Source organism: Janthinobacterium sp. PSPC1-1 (assembly GCF_049897625.1).
In the GTDB taxonomy this organism is placed as follows: domain Bacteria; phylum Pseudomonadota; class Gammaproteobacteria; order Burkholderiales; family Burkholderiaceae_D; genus Janthinobacterium; species Janthinobacterium tructae.
Genome location: NZ_JAFCWP010000003.1, coordinates 250,682 through 266,959, shown reverse-complemented (window position 1 = coordinate 266,959; position 16,278 = coordinate 250,682). Strand labels below are relative to the sequence as shown.

Annotated in this window: 18 protein-coding genes; 9 read left to right on the top strand and 9 right to left on the bottom strand. The window is 62.5% G+C overall.

Features of this window, described 5'->3' with window-relative positions:
* Positions 1–71: 71 nt before the first annotated feature.
* A complete protein-coding gene (locus ACP7EG_RS12265) occupies positions 72–1,748 on the top strand; it encodes a mechanosensitive ion channel family protein (protein WP_426087815.1) in 1,677 nt (558 codons plus the stop codon).
* A 42-nt stretch (positions 1,749–1,790) separates the two neighbouring features.
* Here ACP7EG_RS12265 and ACP7EG_RS12260 read toward each other — a convergent pair whose 3' ends face one another.
* The 9 genes from ACP7EG_RS12260 to ACP7EG_RS12220 form a co-directional block, all read right to left on the bottom strand.
* A complete protein-coding gene (locus ACP7EG_RS12260) occupies positions 1,791–2,294 on the bottom strand; it encodes a hypothetical protein (RefSeq protein WP_426087814.1) in 504 nt (167 codons plus the stop codon).
* Between the two features lie 13 nt (positions 2,295–2,307).
* Positions 2,308–2,817, bottom strand: coding sequence for a hypothetical protein (locus tag ACP7EG_RS12255; RefSeq protein ID WP_426087813.1), 510 nt, complete (start codon positions 2,815–2,817; stop codon positions 2,308–2,310).
* A 7-nt stretch (positions 2,818–2,824) separates the two neighbouring features.
* The gene (locus ACP7EG_RS12250; protein WP_426087812.1) at positions 2,825–3,280 is read right to left on the bottom strand and encodes a hypothetical protein; all 456 of its coding nucleotides are present in this window, start codon (positions 3,278–3,280) and stop codon (positions 2,825–2,827) included.
* A gap of 47 nt (positions 3,281–3,327) precedes the next feature.
* Positions 3,328–3,843: a hypothetical protein gene (locus tag ACP7EG_RS12245; protein WP_426087811.1), complete on the bottom strand. Its 516-nt coding sequence runs from the start codon at positions 3,841–3,843 to the stop codon at positions 3,328–3,330.
* Positions 3,844–4,049: 206 nt separating this feature from the next.
* A complete protein-coding gene (locus tag ACP7EG_RS12240) occupies positions 4,050–4,292 on the bottom strand; it encodes a hypothetical protein (RefSeq protein WP_426087810.1) in 243 nt (80 codons plus the stop codon).
* A 64-nt stretch (positions 4,293–4,356) separates the two neighbouring features.
* Positions 4,357–4,854, bottom strand: coding sequence for a hypothetical protein (locus ACP7EG_RS12235; RefSeq protein ID WP_426087809.1), 498 nt, complete (start codon positions 4,852–4,854; stop codon positions 4,357–4,359).
* A 13-nt stretch (positions 4,855–4,867) separates the two neighbouring features.
* On the bottom strand, positions 4,868–5,440 hold the full coding sequence (locus tag ACP7EG_RS12230) for a hypothetical protein (RefSeq protein WP_426087808.1): 573 nt from the start codon (positions 5,438–5,440) through the stop codon (positions 4,868–4,870).
* A 39-nt stretch (positions 5,441–5,479) separates the two neighbouring features.
* Positions 5,480–6,136: a hypothetical protein gene (locus ACP7EG_RS12225; protein WP_426087807.1), complete on the bottom strand. Its 657-nt coding sequence runs from the start codon at positions 6,134–6,136 to the stop codon at positions 5,480–5,482.
* Positions 6,137–6,160: 24 nt separating this feature from the next.
* The gene (locus ACP7EG_RS12220; RefSeq protein WP_426087806.1) at positions 6,161–6,388 is read right to left on the bottom strand and encodes a hypothetical protein; all 228 of its coding nucleotides are present in this window, start codon (positions 6,386–6,388) and stop codon (positions 6,161–6,163) included.
* A 118-nt stretch (positions 6,389–6,506) separates the two neighbouring features.
* Between ACP7EG_RS12220 and ACP7EG_RS12215 the strand changes: the two genes are divergently transcribed.
* From ACP7EG_RS12215 to hutI, 8 genes are all read left to right on the top strand, one after another.
* On the top strand, positions 6,507–7,121 hold the full coding sequence (locus ACP7EG_RS12215) for a GNAT family N-acetyltransferase (RefSeq protein WP_426087805.1): 615 nt from the start codon (positions 6,507–6,509) through the stop codon (positions 7,119–7,121).
* Between the two features lie 73 nt (positions 7,122–7,194).
* Positions 7,195–8,868, top strand: coding sequence for an amidohydrolase (locus ACP7EG_RS12210; protein WP_426087804.1), 1,674 nt, complete (start codon positions 7,195–7,197; stop codon positions 8,866–8,868).
* 126 nt (positions 8,869–8,994) lie between these two features.
* A complete protein-coding gene (hutU, locus tag ACP7EG_RS12205) occupies positions 8,995–10,698 on the top strand; it encodes a urocanate hydratase (RefSeq protein ID WP_426053671.1) in 1,704 nt (567 codons plus the stop codon).
* A 19-nt stretch (positions 10,699–10,717) separates the two neighbouring features.
* The gene (hutH, locus tag ACP7EG_RS12200) at positions 10,718–12,277 is read left to right on the top strand and encodes a histidine ammonia-lyase (RefSeq protein WP_426087803.1); all 1,560 of its coding nucleotides are present in this window, start codon (positions 10,718–10,720) and stop codon (positions 12,275–12,277) included.
* A 20-nt stretch (positions 12,278–12,297) separates the two neighbouring features.
* Positions 12,298–13,101 carry an N-formylglutamate deformylase gene (gene hutG / locus ACP7EG_RS12195; protein WP_426087802.1) on the top strand — a complete coding sequence of 268 codons (804 nt, stop codon included), beginning with the start codon at positions 12,298–12,300 and terminating at the stop codon, positions 13,099–13,101.
* Entirely contained in the window at positions 13,086–14,462 is a 1,377-nt protein-coding gene (locus ACP7EG_RS12190) for a formimidoylglutamate deiminase (RefSeq protein ID WP_426087801.1), read from the top strand. Before hutG ends, ACP7EG_RS12190 begins: the two co-directional genes overlap by 16 nt.
* Positions 14,462–15,037, top strand: a complete 576-nt coding sequence (locus tag ACP7EG_RS12185; protein WP_426087800.1) for a HutD/Ves family protein — start codon at positions 14,462–14,464, stop codon at positions 15,035–15,037. The genes ACP7EG_RS12190 and ACP7EG_RS12185 overlap by 1 nt, the downstream gene beginning before the upstream one ends.
* A 13-nt stretch (positions 15,038–15,050) precedes the next feature.
* Positions 15,051–16,277: an imidazolonepropionase gene (gene hutI, locus ACP7EG_RS12180; RefSeq protein WP_426087799.1), complete on the top strand. Its 1,227-nt coding sequence runs from the start codon at positions 15,051–15,053 to the stop codon at positions 16,275–16,277.
* Position 16,278: the final 1 nt, after the last annotated feature.

Genomic DNA, 16,278 nt, shown 5'->3' with positions numbered 1-16,278 from the left:
GTAGCTACGACGCTTGAGTTTCCAGGATTACATGGCATGATGGCTCTTCTTGTCACTCTTTCATTTCTGCCATGTCCGCGTTGCTCCGCCTGCTGTGCCTGTTGACCATTTTCCTGCTGCCCGCAGCCCACGCGGACGATGGCGTGCCCGCGCTCGTTGTGGAGGCCGCATCCGTCGTGGCGCCGTCGCAGCTTGCTGCGGCCAGGACGGCGCCGCTGATGTTTGCCAACCGCAAGGTATTCGTCTTCCGCGCCGCGCTGGCCGGTTATCCTCCCGATGAACGCGCCATCGGCGCGCAGCGCCGCCTGGAAGGCGTGCTGGCGAAAAACGGTCCCTTGCAGACGAGCACGCGCATGATTCCCGAAGGCACGCAGGTGCTGCTCGATGGCGTGCAACTGTTCGTCGTCGTGCCAGGCGACGTCAACCAGCTGGCCGGCGACACGACGGAAAGCGTGGCCAAGCTGGCCGCCGAGGAATTGCGCAAGGCCGTGCTCGACTATCGCGAACAGAGCAGCTGGCGCTACCTGGCGATCGCCGCCGCCGTGTGCGCGGCCGCCACCCTCGTGTTCTGGCTGGTGTGGATGGGCTTGACGCGCTTTTACCGCTGGGCCAAGCGCCGCAGCGGCATCCTGCTGGCCTCGCGCCTGCGCGACGTACGCCTGAAAAACGTGCGCGTGCTCGACGCTGAACACTACATCGCCTTCGCGTATCAACTACTGAGCGCCGTGTTGTGGGGCTTGCGCCTGATGGCTACCTATCTGTGGGCCGCCTTCGTGCTGGGTCGCCTGCCCTACACGCGTTCCTGGGGCGAAAGCCTGAGCGGCTACCTGTTCGACGTGGCCGCCGACGTCTTCCACGCCATCATCGGCGCCTTGCCGGGGCTGGTGCTGGTGTGCGTGATCTTCGCCATTGCGCGCCTGATCGCCGCCACGGCCGCCTCGCTGTTCAAGCGCGTGGAAAGCGGCGAATTGCAGATCGGCTGGCTCGACAAGGATACGGCCCTGCCGACGCGCCGCATCGCCAGCGTGGTGATCTGGCTGTTCGCACTGGCCATGGCGTATCCGTATCTGCCCGGTTCGCACACGGCCGCCTTCCAGGGCCTGTCCGTGCTGGTGGGTCTGATGGTGTCGATCGGCGCGTCGAGTATCGTCGGCCAGGGCGCCAGCGGCCTGATCCTGATGTACACGCGCGCCCTGCGCAAGGGAGAATATGTGCGCGTGGGCGACAGCGAGGGCACGGTAGTCGACGTGGGCATGTTCGAGACGCGCCTGCGCACGGGCCTGGGTGAAGAGGTGGCCTTGCCGAACGCCTGGGTGATGTCGCAAACGACAAAGAATTACTCGCGCGCCCAGCCCGGCGGCGGCTTCGTGCTCGATTCCACCGTCACCATCGGCTACGCCACCCCATGGCGCCAGGTGCACGCCATGCTGGAGCTGGCTGCATCCCGCACGACGGAACTGTCCACCACGCCAAAACCGTACGTGATGCAACTGGCGCTGCAGGATTACTACGTGCAATACCGCCTGGTCGCCTACGCCAGCGCCGAAGTCCCCCGCCAGCGCGCCGAAGTGCTGAACCGCTTGCACCAGAACATCATCGACGTCTTCAACGAATTCGACGTGCAGATCACCTCGCCGCATTACATCGATGACCCGAAAGAGTCGCACGTGGTGCCGCCCGGTGAATGGTTCAGGGCGCCGGCGCAGCGGGGGGCGGAGTCGATTGAGGTGGTTCCGCCCAAGTCTTGAACGCGAGGCGTGGTCTGTACGTGACGGATGCAATGGCACGCGCTATCTTGGTTTTTCCTCGGGCGCGCAAGTGTTTTTGCTATTTTTCAGTTGAATCACCTGGAAGCCTCCGGAGGCTGCCGTGAGCAGGCAGAAGTCTGCGGAGTAGCGCGAAGTGGGATCGGACGCGGATGGCGGCCGTCCGAGGAAGGATACGCCATACACTTTTCCCGCCACCAGCGGCACGGCATCGCTGCTCTCGGCCCCCTCGGGAGCCTTGCCGTAGCGCACGCATCCCCTGTTTGGCAGACGATAGCTGGGGTCGCCAAATGAGGCATTGGGAAACATGACCGTCCATACATTGTTCCAGCCATTCGGCCCAGGTGTGCTGATCGTCAGCATCTTCAGGCGGACTGGCCCCCTTGAGCGTTCCTCTTCGCTGGCAATCTTGAAGCAGGGAAGGCCAGCCTCAGTCATGACGGCGGCTGTGCCCATGCGCGACCATGCAGAGGCATTGACGTTCGTCAAGGCGGCAAGCAGGAATAACAGTGTGTGACGATATTGCATGGCGATCCTTGCACTATCTGATGAGCGAATGCTCCGGGCAACTATCCTGTTTCCACGCTGGCGTGTCGCTGCCAATGGCGATGATTTTTCGTTCACCAGTGGCCGTGGCTACTATGCAAAATTTTCCCATGTAGCCATAGGTGGGGTCGGAAGGATCATTTGGTCTTCCATTGAGGAAAATGCTGTAGACCCGTCCTGTTTGCAGTTCAGGGGCGGGCATGCCGTTCGCTCCCTGAGGAAGATCACCATACCGAAGGCAGCTTTTTGACGAGAGCGGTACTTTTTTTCCACCAGTCATATAAAAACTCCACACACCAACGACGGGCTTTTCTGACAGATCTGAAATGCTGAGTGCTCCTAGAAGTGGCTGGCCGTTACGCTTTTCTTCCTTCTGCGAGATGGTGAAGCAGGGTGTGCCATTCACTGAACTGATGTCAGCATCGGCGATGCGTGATGTCGCACAGGCATGCAAGCCGAGGAACATGAGCAGTATGAACAGGGCATTCTGCTGCAAGGACATCATGTTTTTCCTATTTCTGAACGGGGCAGATTTCATCTATCCAGGCTTGGCTATCGCTGTTGATACGAAGAATCGTGCGCTCCCCGGAGATGCCTGTCATTAAGCAAAACTTGCCTACGTAGCCGCGAGTAGGATCTGAAGGATCGGCTGGCCTACCGTTCAGGAAGACGTCATACATGCACCCCGTTTTCAGCGGCGGGGCTTTGGGTGGTTTGACCTCTGCTGTTGCTGGTGCAACTCCATACAGAAGACAGGACTTGGCATGAACAGGAATAGTCGCTGCGCCCGGTAAAAGAAAAGACCATACTTCGACTGCAGGTTTGACGGATACATCTGTCAGTACGATCGCACTAATCTGCGGAACCCCGTTGCGCGCTTCTTCTTTTTGCGAAATGGTGAAACAGGGAGTGCCATTTTTTAGCCTTACTTCCGCGTATGCCATGCGGGAGGTGGCCGAGGCACTCATGCAGGTCATCAAGGCGAGTACCAATAGGCTCTTGTGGCAGATGGGCATTATTGGCCCTTTTGTGCTGGGGTGTTTGCCGGGCAAATTTCGTCTATCCAGGCCTGCATGTCGCGCTTGATGGGAATGACCTGTTGACCGCTGTTAGCTGTCGCGATGAGACAGAATTTCACTTTATAGCCACGGGTCGAGTCAGATGGGTCATCCGGCTTGCCATTCAAAAAGACGCTGTACATCCTGTCTGTTTTCAGCATCGTCGCGGCAGTCGATTCGGCTCCTGCCGGTACTTGGCCATACAAATAGCAGGTTTTCGCATGCATGGGGAGGGTCGTCGCTCCAGGGAGAATGAAGGACCAGACCTCCACAGGCGGTTTTATGGCTAAATCGTAAACCATGAGTGCGCCCAGCATTGGCGTTCCATTGCGGCGTTCTTCTTTTTTTGAAATGGTAAAGCATGGCATGCCTTTGAATGAGCTAATCTCGGCTTCAGCCATGCGGGACCACGCCGAGGCATCCATGCTCGTCAAGGTCGCCAGCAGACAAAGACTAAGGTGGCGATGATTCATGGCATGCCTTGCGTTATCTGGAAGAATTTCTGGCTGGGCACGTATCATCCATCCAGGCCTGTGTATCTCTTTTGATGACGACGAGGCGTGGCTTGGCAGAGACCTGCTGTACGAGACAAAACTTTGCCACATATCCATAGGTTGAATCGGCAGGATCGGCTGGCCTGCCATTCAGAAATACCTCGTACACCCTGCCGGTCTTCAATTCAGGCGCGGGGCGCAGCGTCGGCATGCGCTGGAATATTTCCATAAGGAATGCAACTTGTTGAAGACAGCGGAATTTTCTTACCGTCCGACATGAGAAACCCCCATATTTCCGTCGTTGGCTTGACCGTCACGTCGGACACGCTCAAGGCGCCGAGGAAGGGCTGGCCGTTGCGCCTCTCTTCCTGTTTGGAAATGCTAAAGCAGGGCACGCCATTGACCGAGGTAACCTCGGCATCGGCCATGCGTGATCGCGCGTAACTGTTCATGTTTGAGAGCGCGAGCAGTATGAACAGCGTTGGATTGATGCTAGCGGGGCGTTGGGCAGACTTCATCGATCCAGGCCTGCATGTCGCTGTTGATGGGAATGATTTGCTGGCCGCCAGCAGCCGTAGTTCTCACGCAGAATTTTCCTTGATAGCCATAGGTTGGATCGGACGGATCTTTGGGGCTGCCATTCAGGAACACATGATAAAAATGCCCGGGTATCAGTTTTTCAGCACGTATGCCCGTCGCGCCGGTAGGCAGGTTTCCATAGCGGATGCATGTGCTGGCACGGATGGGTAACGCCATGTCTGGCGGTAGGGAGAATCCCCATACTTCTTTTACTGGTTGCACGGACATGTCTGAAACCATGAGTGCGCCAAGAAATGGTAGGCCATTGCGCGCCTCTTCCTTTTTTGTAATCGAGAAGCAGGGCATGCCGTTGACAGAGTGAATGTGGGCATCAGCGATGCGCGACCACGCCGAGACATTGATAGTCGTCAGCGTGGCAAGCAGGAATAACAGTGTGTGACGATATGGCATGGCGATCCTTGCACTATCTGATGAGCGAATGCTCCGGGCAACTATCCTGTTTCCACGCTGGCGTGTCGCTGCCAATGGCGATGATTTCTCGTTCACTAGCGGGCGTGGCAACGATACAGAATTTCCCTCTATAGCCATAAGTCGGGTCGGAAGGATCATCTGGACGCCCATTCAAGAAGATGCTGTAAACCCGTCCTGTTTGCAGTTCAGGGGCTGACATGCCATTTGCGCCCTGTGGAATGTCGCCATAGAGAAGACAGATTTTTGATGAAAGCGGAACTTTTCTTCCTCCGCTCATTACAAAGCTCCACACTTTTGTAGCGGGTTTTACTGACAGGTCTGAAATACTGAGTGCTCCCAGAAGTGGCTGACCGTTACGTTTTTCTTCCGTCTGCGAGATGGTGAAGCAGGGTGTGCCATTCACTGAACTGATTTCAGCATCGGCGATGCGTGATGTTGCACCCGCATCAAGGTATATCGACGAGAGGAGTGCGCTCGATGTTGCCGCCAGGTAAATTCTTTTCACTTTTTCTGTCGGTGAAAAAATCAATGAGTACCTGTTCATAAAGTGCTTGGTCATTGGCATATTTTTCCTGACGCATTGCGGAGGAATCCTTTAAGTATTTCAATGCGTAGAGTCGGCTACCAAGTCTCCTTGTGCCTCCATGTTGTAGTCGGCTAACTTTCTTTTGGATAACAATACGTACTTGTAGTCCAGTCCTATTCTGAATGCTCCACGCATTGCGACCGGATATTTGAGTTGATATTGCCAAACATGGACCATTTCATGAATGAACCAATGACGCTCGGTGTTATCTGCACTGGAAAAATCGTCCAGAAATCTCGACTCATGAAAATACATTTCCCCATTGGGCGTCATGGCAGTGTTTTTTGGTTGGAACAGCCACAGATAAGGCTTCTTGTGAATTTTGACTTTACTATAGTCGATGGCATCTTCAAAGATCATCCATGCCATGTCTATTTCACCCTGGGTGAGTGGGCGAGCCATACTGTCGATTTTTACCCGTTTTACTGATGTATCGATATCCTTATCGGTCGTTTTTACGTCTTGTAGCTCCACTATGATCGCCGTCGAAGCCACTGGGTCTGGTGCAGCAGAGCAGCAGGGAAGGCTGTCTTCTTGTGGGAAAAATTCCACCGTCGTGATTTGCGCTTCCTGCTTGCTGGCCACGCGCCCCGTGCGCCCCTTTGCATCCGTCGTCCCCGTCCACGTTTCCCCATTGCTCAAGGTGAGGCGGTAGTCGGCGTGCGCCAGCGGCACATTGGCGGGGGAGACGAATTCCAGCTACTCGTCATAGCCGCAGCACCAGCATTCGTCGGGCTGGCCGGCCAGGCGGTGCAGTTCGCAGCCGCTAGTCGCGTTGCGCAGGGTGGCGCCCAGCACGGGCTGGCCGTCGGCGCTGAAGGTGACGATCATGCTGTCGAAGTGCGCGCCCAGGTTCTTCTTCTGGTGGCTCACGAGCTTGAAGAACACGTCGCATGCGGTGGTGCTGATGACATGGTGCCTGGCCATGGGAGCTCCCCGTTAAAACGCCAGCGTAGGACAGCGGCGGCGGGGAAGTATTGACCAGGCGCAAGGCCTGCGCGCTTGCGCTAAGATGCCGGGCGTTTTAACACAAAGAAAGAGAACCATGTCCCGCCCATCCCACACCGAAGCCTCCCGCACCGCTCGCAGCCTGGCCGCCGCCCTGATCCGCGACCCGTTTTACCGCACTGTCACGGTGGCGTGCGGCGAGGACGAGGCGGCGCGGCTGGAGATGCTGATGGCGTACTTTGCGCTGGCGCTGGCCGAGGGCGAGCAGGCGGGGCGCGTCGACCTGGCCGATGCGGCGGGCAATGGCGCCGCCATCTGGACGACGGATACGCCGGCGGCCCTGCGCCAGGCCGCGTATGCGCAGCGCGAAGCCGCCTTGCGCGCGTTGCTGGGGGAGCGCGGCTTTGCGCATTTCACGGCCATCGTCGCGAACATGGAGCACGCGCTGGCGCCGCACGACTTGGGTGCGGCCTGGTATCTGTCGATCGCAGGTATCGCGCCGGACGCACAGGGGCGGGGATTGGGTGCGTCCGTGCTGGCGCCGGGACTGGCGGCCGTCGATGCGGCGGGCGCCGCGTGCTTCCTGGAGACCTACAACGAGCGCAGCCTGCCGTTTTATGCCCGCCTGGGCTTCGTGGTGGCGGGACGCTATGCGCAAGCCCTCACGGGCTTCGATTACTGGCTGATGGTAAGGCCGCCCCGCGCTGCCTGATTGACCATTTTGCCAATTTCTATACACTCGTCTTTTCGTTCATTGACTTCAATTAAAAGACCTGGAGATGGAAATGCCGACCCTGCCACTGCGCCGCACCCTGCTCACGCTAGCCTGCCTGGGCGCCCTGGCCCACGCCCGCGCCGATACCGTCATCGACAATGCCAACGGCTACACGCTCGACGCAAATGGCAAGGTAGTGCGTTTTACGACGCTGGCCTTTGACGACGCTGGCAAGCTGCTGGCCGTCGGCAGCGCTGCGCAGGTGAAACGCAAGGCGGCCAAGGGCGCCACGCATGTCGACGTGCAGGGCAAGACCGTGCTGCCGGGCCTGATCGACGCGCATGGCCACGTGTTCGGCCTGGGGACGATTGCCAGCGGCGTGATGTTGTACGGTTCGTCCTCGCTGCCGGCCGCCGTGCAGGCCGTGGGCGACTTCGCCCGCGCGCATCCGGAACGCAGCTGGATCATCGGCAGTGGCTGGAACCAGGAAATCTGGAAGCTGGGGCGCTTTCCCACGGCGTTGGAGCTCGATGCGGCGGAAAGCGCGCGGCCCGTGTGGTTGCGCCGCGTCGATGGCCACGCGGGCTGGGCCAACAGCCGCGCGCTGGCGCTGGCCGGCATCACGCGCGCCACGCCGGATCCGGCGGGCGGCAAGATAGTCCGCGATGCGGACGGCAATGCCACCGGTGTGCTGGTCGATAACGCCATGGACTTGATGGACGCCGTGCTGCCTAAACCGGGCGACGTGGAAAACCGCGCTGCCCTCGATGGCGCGCTGGCGCAGCTGTCGCAAGTGGGCCTGACCAGCGTGCACGATGCGGGCATCGGCCAGATGCAGGACCGATTGTTCCGCGACTATGCGGACCACGGCAAGCTGACGGTGCGCGTGTACGGCATGATCGCCGACACGACGGAAGACTTCGACGCGCTGTCAAAAAATGGTCCCCTGAATAGCTACGCGCGCGACATGTACGCCTTGCGCGCCGTCAAACTGTTGTCCGACGGCGCCCTGGGCAGCCGCGGCGCGGCCCTGCTGGCGCCGTACAGCGACGATCCTTCTACCAGCGGCCTGCTGTTCTACCCGGACGCTGCCATGCGCGCGAAGATGGCAAAAGCCATGCGTGCCGGCTACCAGGTGAATGTGCACGCCATCGGCGACGCGGGCAACCATCAAATCCTCGATGGCTATGCAGCCTTGATCGCGCAATACCGCAGCGTGGGCCTGCGCCACCGCATGGAGCATGCGCAGGTGGTGCAATTGAGCGACATCCCCCGTTTCAAGACCTTGGGCATCGTGCCGTCGATGCAGCCCACGCACGCCACGTCCGACCAGAACATGGCGGAGCAGCGCGTGGGCCACGAGCGCATCAAGGGCGCGTATGCGTGGCGTACCTTCCTTGCGCAGGGTTCGCGCATCGCCTGCGGATCGGACTTCCCCATCGAGTCGCCGAATCCGTTCGAAGGCATCCACGCTGCCGTCACGCGGCAAAACAGCGACGGTTTCCCGGCCGGCGGCTGGTATCCGCAGCAAGCCATGACGGTGACGCAGGCGCTGCGCTGCTTCACCCTGGACGCGGCCTGGGCGGCGCACCAGGAAAAGGTCATCGGCACCCTGGAAGCGGGCAAATGGGCGGATTTCATCGTCGTCGACCAGGACCTGTTCAAGGTCTCACCAGCGGCCATCGGCAAGACGCAGGTGCTGCAGACGTGGGTGGCGGGCAAGCGCGTGTTTGAGAAAAAATAAAGGCTGGGGTCAGACCCGCCGGGTCTGACCCCAAAGAAAACCTGTTGACTTGGTTGTATAGACAACCTATGCTGGGAGCACCAGAGCGGACCACGCATGTCCGCTCGCACCCTACGAGGAGACAGCATGAACAGCACAATGGACACCGATCCACGCTTTGATGCCAGCCGTACCATCCGCGCCCCGCGCGGCACGGTCATGGCTTGCAAGAGTTGGCAGGCCGAGGCGGCCTACCGCATGTTGCAAAATAATCTGGACCCGGAAGTGGCGGAAAATCCGCAGCATCTGGTGGTCTACGGCGGCATCGGCCGCGCCGCCCGCAACTGGGCCTGTTTCGACCAGATCCTCGCCTCGCTGCGCGAACTGGAAGACGACCAGACCTTGCTGATCCAGTCCGGCAAGCCGGTGGGCGTGTTCCAGACCCACGCGGACGCGCCGCGCGTACTGATCGCCAACTCCAACCTGGTGCCGAAATGGGCCAACTGGGAACACTTCAACGAACTCGATCGGCAAGGCCTGTTCATGTACGGCCAGATGACGGCCGGCAGCTGGATTTATATAGGCACGCAGGGCATCGTGCAGGGCACGTATGAAACCTTCGCCGAAGCGGGCCGGCAGCATTTTGGCGGCGACTGGGGCGGGCGCTGGATCCTGACGGCGGGCCTGGGCGGCATGGGCGGCGCGCAGCCGCTGGCCGCCACCATGGCGGGCGCCGTCTCGCTCAATATCGAATGCCAGCAAAGCAGCATCGACTTCCGTTTGCGCACGCGCTACCTGGACAAGCAGGCGGCCAGCCTGGACGAAGCCCTGGAACTGGTCAAATACCATACCGAACGCAAGGAAGCCATTTCCATTGGCCTCCTGGGCAACGCGGCCGAAGTGCTGCCGGAGCTGGTGCGCCGCGCGAAGGCGGGCGGCCTGCTGCCGGATCTGGTGACGGACCAGACTTCCGCGCATGACCTGGTCAACGGCTATCTGCCGCGCGGCTGGAGCGTGTCGGACTGGAAGGCGGCGCAGCAGGACCCGCAGCGCCACGCGCGCCTGACGGTGGCCGCCGCCGATTCCTGCGCCGCCCATGTGCAAGCCATGCTCGATTTCCACGCCATGGGCGTGCACACCGTCGATTACGGCAACAACATCCGCCAGGTGGCGTTCGACCAGGGCGTGCAGAACGCCTTCGACTTCCCCGGTTTCGTACCCGCCTACATCCGCCCGCAATTTTGCGAAGGACGGGGTCCGTTCCGCTGGGTGGCCCTGTCGGGCGACCCGGAAGACATCTATAAAACGGATGCGAAGATCAAGGAGCTTTTCCCGCACCACACGCAGGTGCACCACTGGCTGGACATGGCGCGCGAGCGCATCGCCTTCCAGGGCCTGCCGGCGCGCATCTGCTGGCTGGGACTGGGCGAGCGCCATATCGCGGGCCTGGCTTTCAACGAGATGGTGCGCACGGGTGAACTGAAGGCGCCCATCGTCATCGGCCGTGACCACCTCGATACGGGTTCCGTCGCCAGCCCGAACCGCGAGACGGAAAGCATGAAGGATGGCACCGACGCCGTTTCCGACTGGCCGCTGCTGAACGCCATGCTGAACACGGCCGGCGGCGCCACCTGGGTTTCGCTGCACCATGGCGGCGGCGTGGGAATGGGGTATTCTCAGCACGCGGGCATGGTCATCGTGGCCGATGGCACGGACAGCGCGGCGAAACGCCTGGCCAGGGTGCTGGTCAACGACAGCGGCTCAGGTGTGATGCGTCATGCCGATGCCGGCTATGAAACAGCGGCCGCTTGCGCCAAGCGCAACGGTCTGATTCTTCCCATGCTTCCTTGAGACTTAGACTCGAATGACTATGACACAGCACGCCAAAAGTTGGACCCTGAAACCGGGCGCGATGACCTTGGGCGATCTGCGCGCCGTCTGGGCCGCACCCGCCAAACTGATACTCGCCGCCGAGGCGTATCCCGTCATCGAGGCGTCGGCCGCGGCCGTGCAAGCCATCGTCGCCAAGGGTGATGCGGCCTACGGCATCAACACGGGCTTCGGCCTGCTCGCCAAGACGCGTATCCCCGATGAAAAGCTGGAGCAATTGCAGCGCAACCTGATCCTGTCGCATTCCGTCGGCACGGGTGAACTGCTGTCGGACGCCGTCGTGCGCCTGATCATGCTGATGAAGATCGGCAGCCTGGCGCGCGGCTATTCCGGCGTGCGCCCGCTGATCGTCGACACCCTGATCGCCCTGTACAACGCGGGCATCATGCCGGCCATTCCCGCCAAGGGTTCCGTGGGCGCCTCGGGCGACCTGGCGCCCCTGTCGCACATGACCCTGGCCATGCTGGGCGTGGGCGACGTGCGCGTCAATGGCGAATTGATGCCGGCCCCCGAGGCGCTGGCGCAGGCGGGCATCGCGCCGGTCGTGCTGGCGGCGAAAGAGGGCCTGGCGCTGATCAACGGCACGCAGGTGTCGAACGCGCTGACGCTGCATGGCCTGTTCATGGCCGAACGCCTGCTGGAAGCGGCCATGGTCACGGGCGCGCTGTCGCTCGATGCGGCCAAGGGCAGCGATGCGCCGTTCGATGCGCGCGTGCATGCCGTGCGCGGACAGCCGGGGCAGATCCTGGCCGCGCAGATGTACCGCCAACTGGTGGCCAACAGCGCCATCCGCGCTTCGCACCTGGAAGGCGACGAGCGCGTGCAAGACCCGTACAGCCTGCGCTGCCAGCCGCAAGTCATGGGCGCCTGCCTCGATTTGATCGGCAATGTGGGCCGTACTCTGCTGATCGAAGCCAATGCCGTCACGGACAATCCGCTGATTTTCCAGGATGGTCCCGGCGGACAGGCGGAAATCGTCTCGGGCGGGAACTTCCACGCCGAACCTGTCGCCTTTGCGGCCGACACCCTGGCGCTGGCGATCGCCGAAATTGGCGCGCTGGCCGAGCGTCGCATCGCGCTGCTGATCGACGCCACCTTGTCCGGCTTGCCACCGTTCCTGGTACGCGATCCGGGCGTCAATTCCGGTTTCATGATCGCCCACGTGACGGCCGCCGCGCTGGCGTCGGAAAACAAGTCACTCGCGCATCCGGCCAGCGTCGATAGCCTGCCCACGTCCGCCAACCAGGAAGACCATGTGAGCATGGCCACGTTCGCGGGGCGCCGCCTGGACGACATGGCGCACAACACGGCCGTCATCGTCGGCATCGAGCTGCTGGCTGCTGCGCAGGGCATCGATTTCCACCGTCCGCTGAAAACCTCGCCGCACTTGGAACACGTGCATCACCAGTTGCGCCAGAAGGTACCGTTCTTCGACGCCGACCGCTTTTTCGCGCCCGATATCGAAGCGGCCAAGCAGATGGTGCTGCATGGTGAATTGAGCAGCAAGTGCAAGAATTTGTTCGCCCCGCTGTACGCCTGAGCGGGCGCAAGGAGACAAGCATGGATTTCCGCTTCAACGAAGGCAGCATCCCGCTGCTGGTGTCGATGCCCCACGTGGGCACCGACATACCCGATGATATCGCCGCGCGCATGACGCCGCAGGCCTTGATCAAGGCCGATACGGACTGGCATTTGCGCGAGCTGTATGGTTTTTTGCAGGAGATGGATGCATCCGTGCTGTCGGCGCGCTGGTCGCGCTACACAATCGACTTGAACCGCCCGCAGGAAGACACGAATCTGTATCCGGGCCAGGATACGACGGGCTTGCTGCCCAACGATACCTTTCATCGCGAGCCGCTGTACCTGGCCGGCTGCGAACCCGATGCGGCCGACGTACAGCGCCGGTTGCAGCGCTACTGGGCGCCGTATCATGCGCAACTGCGCGGGGAACTGGACCGCTTGCTGCGCGTGCATGGCGCCGTGGTGCTGTGGGATGCCCATTCCATCGCCTCGCACGTGCCGCGTTTTTTTGAGGGCAAGCTGCCCGACCTGAACTTCGGCACGGCCGATGGAGTCAGCTGCGATAGCGGCCTGACGTCCGCCGTGGTCGATATCGCGCGCGCGCAGGAGCAATTTACGGTTGCCCTGAATGGCCGCTTCAAGGGCGGTCATATCACGCGCCATTACGGCCAGCCGGCAGGCCGCGTGCATGCGATCCAGCTGGAGATGTGCCAGTGCCTGTACATGAATGAACCTGGCATGGATGAAGCGGCGCCGTTTGGCTACCGTCCCGACCTGGCCGCGCAAGTGCAGCCGCTGCTGCGCCAGATGATGGAAGCGGCCGTGGCGTGGGTGGCGCGTTGAGCGGCTGTCTGTTCGCGCGCCATGCGCTGCTGCCGCAAGGCTGGCGCCGAGACGTGCTGCTGGAATGGGACGCGGCCGGCGATTTGACGGCGGCGACGGACAACGCCGCGTTGCCGAACGGCGTGGAAGTGGCCGAATATATCTTGCCCGGCATGGTCAACCTGCATTCGCATGCGTTCCAGCGGGCGCTGGGGGGCATGACGGAAGTCGCTGGCGATGGGGTGGAAAGTTTCTGGACCTGGCGCGACCTGATGTACCGCTTTGCGCGCCACATCACGCCGGAGCAGATGCAAAGCATCGCCGCGCAGCTGTTCGCGGAATGCCTGCGCCATGGTTACACGGCCGTGTGCGAATTCCACTACCTGCAGCGCGATGCGGCCGGCGCGCTGTATGCGCGTCCCGCAGAAACGGCGGAACGGGTGCTGGCCGCGGCGCACATCAGCGGCATCGGCATGACCATGCTGCCCGTGCTGTACAGCCATGCGGGCTTCGGCGAACAACCCCTCAAACCCGAGCAGGCGCGCTTCCGCACCGATGCGGATGATGTCTTGCGCATCATCGAGGCGCTGGCGCCGCAGCGCGGCGGGCAGGTGGAGGTGGGTTTCGCGCCGCACTCGCTGCGCGCGGCCAGTGTGGCGCAGATCCGCGCAGTGGCGCAAGCGCTGCCGGCAGGGCGCCCCATTCACATTCACATCGCCGAGCAGCAGGGCGAGGTGCGCCAATGTGTTGACTACAGCGGCCGGCGCCCGGTGCAGTATCTGTATGATCAGGTCGATGTCGACGCGCGCTGGTGCCTCGTGCATGCCACGCATGTGCAGCCAGACGAGGTGGCGCTGATGGCCGCCAGCGGCGCCGTGGCTGGCCTGTGTCCGACGACGGAAGCGAACCTGGGCGACGGCCTGTTCCCGCTGGCCGAATTCATCGCCGCCGGCGGGCGCTTCGGCGTCGGCAGCGACAGCCATGTATCGCAGTCGCCGGTGGAAGAATTGCGCTGGCTTGAATATGGCCAGCGTTTGCAGCGCCAGCAGCGCAATGTCGCCGCTACACCCGATGAGCGGCATGTGGGCGACTACCTGTGGCAGGCCGCCTTGCGCGGTGGCGCGCAGGCGTCCGGACGCAAGCTCGGTGCCCTGGCGCCGGGCTGCCGCGCCGACTTGCTGGTGCTCGACGAGGCACATGTGAATCTGTGCGGCGTGGCCATCGCCGATGTGCTGGGCAGTTTTATCTTCTGCGGCAACGACAAGCTGGTGCGCGACGTGCTGTGCGGCGGCCAGTGGCAGGTGCGCGGCGGGCGCCACGTGGCGCAGGACGCCATCGCGGCTGCCTACAAGCGCACCCTGGCGCAACTGAGAGCGCTCTGATGGCGACCTTCATTCCGCACGAATGCCTGCGCGCAGCGCCGTGGAAAAATGGCGGCGGCAGTACGACGGAAATCGCCATTGCTCCCCTGGGCGCCGGCTTCGACGACTTCGACTGGCGTATCAGCCTGGCGACGATCACGGCCGGTGGGCCGTTTTCCAGCTTTCCTGGCATCGACCGCAGTCTGATGCTGGTCGATGGCGACAGCGTGCAGCTGACGTTTGAGGGCACGCGCAAGGTGACCTTGAGCGCGGCGCAACCGATGCTGTGGTTTCCAGGCGAGGCGGCCGTGTCCGCGCAAGTGAAAGGCGTCACGACGGATTTCAACGTGATGACGCGGCGTGACCGCTGCCGCCACCAGCTGGAAAAAATCACGGCGCCGGGCAAGCTGGCGCGGCGCAGCGCAGCCACCTTGCTGTTCGTCGCCGGCGAGGGGCCCGTGCTGGCGCGCGCAAGCGACCAGCAGTTCGCGCTGGCCCGCCATGACGCGCTGCTGCTCGATGCCGACGATGCGCAGGAATGGCGGCTGGAAGCTCTGCAGCGTACGGCCGTGTTCCGCGTCGATCTGTTCATCTAGGAAGGAAAACACCATGCAAGACTGGGACCTGGTCATCCACAACGTCCACCTGGCCACCATGGAGCACGGCTATGGCGAGCTGCTGGACGCGGCCATCGCCGTCAAGGATGGCCGCATCGCCTGGTTCGGTCCCGGCGACGAGCTACCGGCCAGCGGCGCGGTGCTGCTCGATGGGCAGGGCTGCTGGCTGACGCCCGGCCTGATCGACTGTCATACGCACATCGTCCACGCGGGCAACCGCAGCGACGAATTCGAGGCGCGCCTGAATGGCGCCAGCTATGAAGACATCAGCCGCGCCGGCGGCGGCATCATGTCCACCGTGCGCGCCACGCGCGCGGCCAGCGACGACGAGTTGCTGCGGCAAAGCCTGCCCCGCGTGCTGGCGCTGCTGGCCGAGGGCGTGACCACCCTGGAGATCAAGTCCGGCTACGGGCTGGCTGCGGACAGCGAAGCGAAGATGCTGCGCGTGGCGCGCAGGATAGGCGAACAGCTGCCCGTATCCGTGCGCACCACCTTCCTCGGCGCGCACGCGCTGCCGCCCGAATATGCGGGCCAGCCCGATGCGTATATCGACCTGCTGTGCGCGCAGATGTTGCCCCGGCTGGCCAGCGATGGCCTGGTTGACGCCGTCGACGCGTTTTGCGAGCGCATCGGCTTTACGCTGGCACAAACGCAGCGGGTGTTCGAGGCGGCGCGGGCGCTGGGCTTACCCGTCAAATTGCATGCGGAGCAGCTGTCGGACCTGGGCGGCGCGGCCCTGGTGGCCAGTTACGGCGGCCTGTCGGCTGACCATCTGGAGTTCTTGTCGGACGAGGGCGTCGCCGCCATGGCGCGCCACGGCACGGTGGCCGTGCTGCTGCCGGGTGCGTATTATTTTTTGCGCGAGACGCAGCCGCCGCCTGTCGCGGCCTTGCGCGCGGCCGGCGTGCCGATGGCCGTGTCCACCGATTGCAATCCGGGCACCTCGCCCATGACGTCCTTGCTGCTGGCGATGAATATGGCGTGCACGCTGTGGCGGCTGACGCCGCAGGAAGCGCTGGCCGGTGCTACCTGCCATGCGGCGCGCGCGCTGGGCCTGCAGCATGAAACGGGCAGCCTGGTAGTGGGCAAGCGCGCCGATTTCGCCCTGTGGCGCATCGCGCGCCCGGCCGACCTGGCGTATGCGCTGGGCCTGAACCCGTGCGCGGGCGTGGTGCACGGCGGTGTCTGGCGCGCGCCGGTGGTAAGCTTGCCGGACTGAT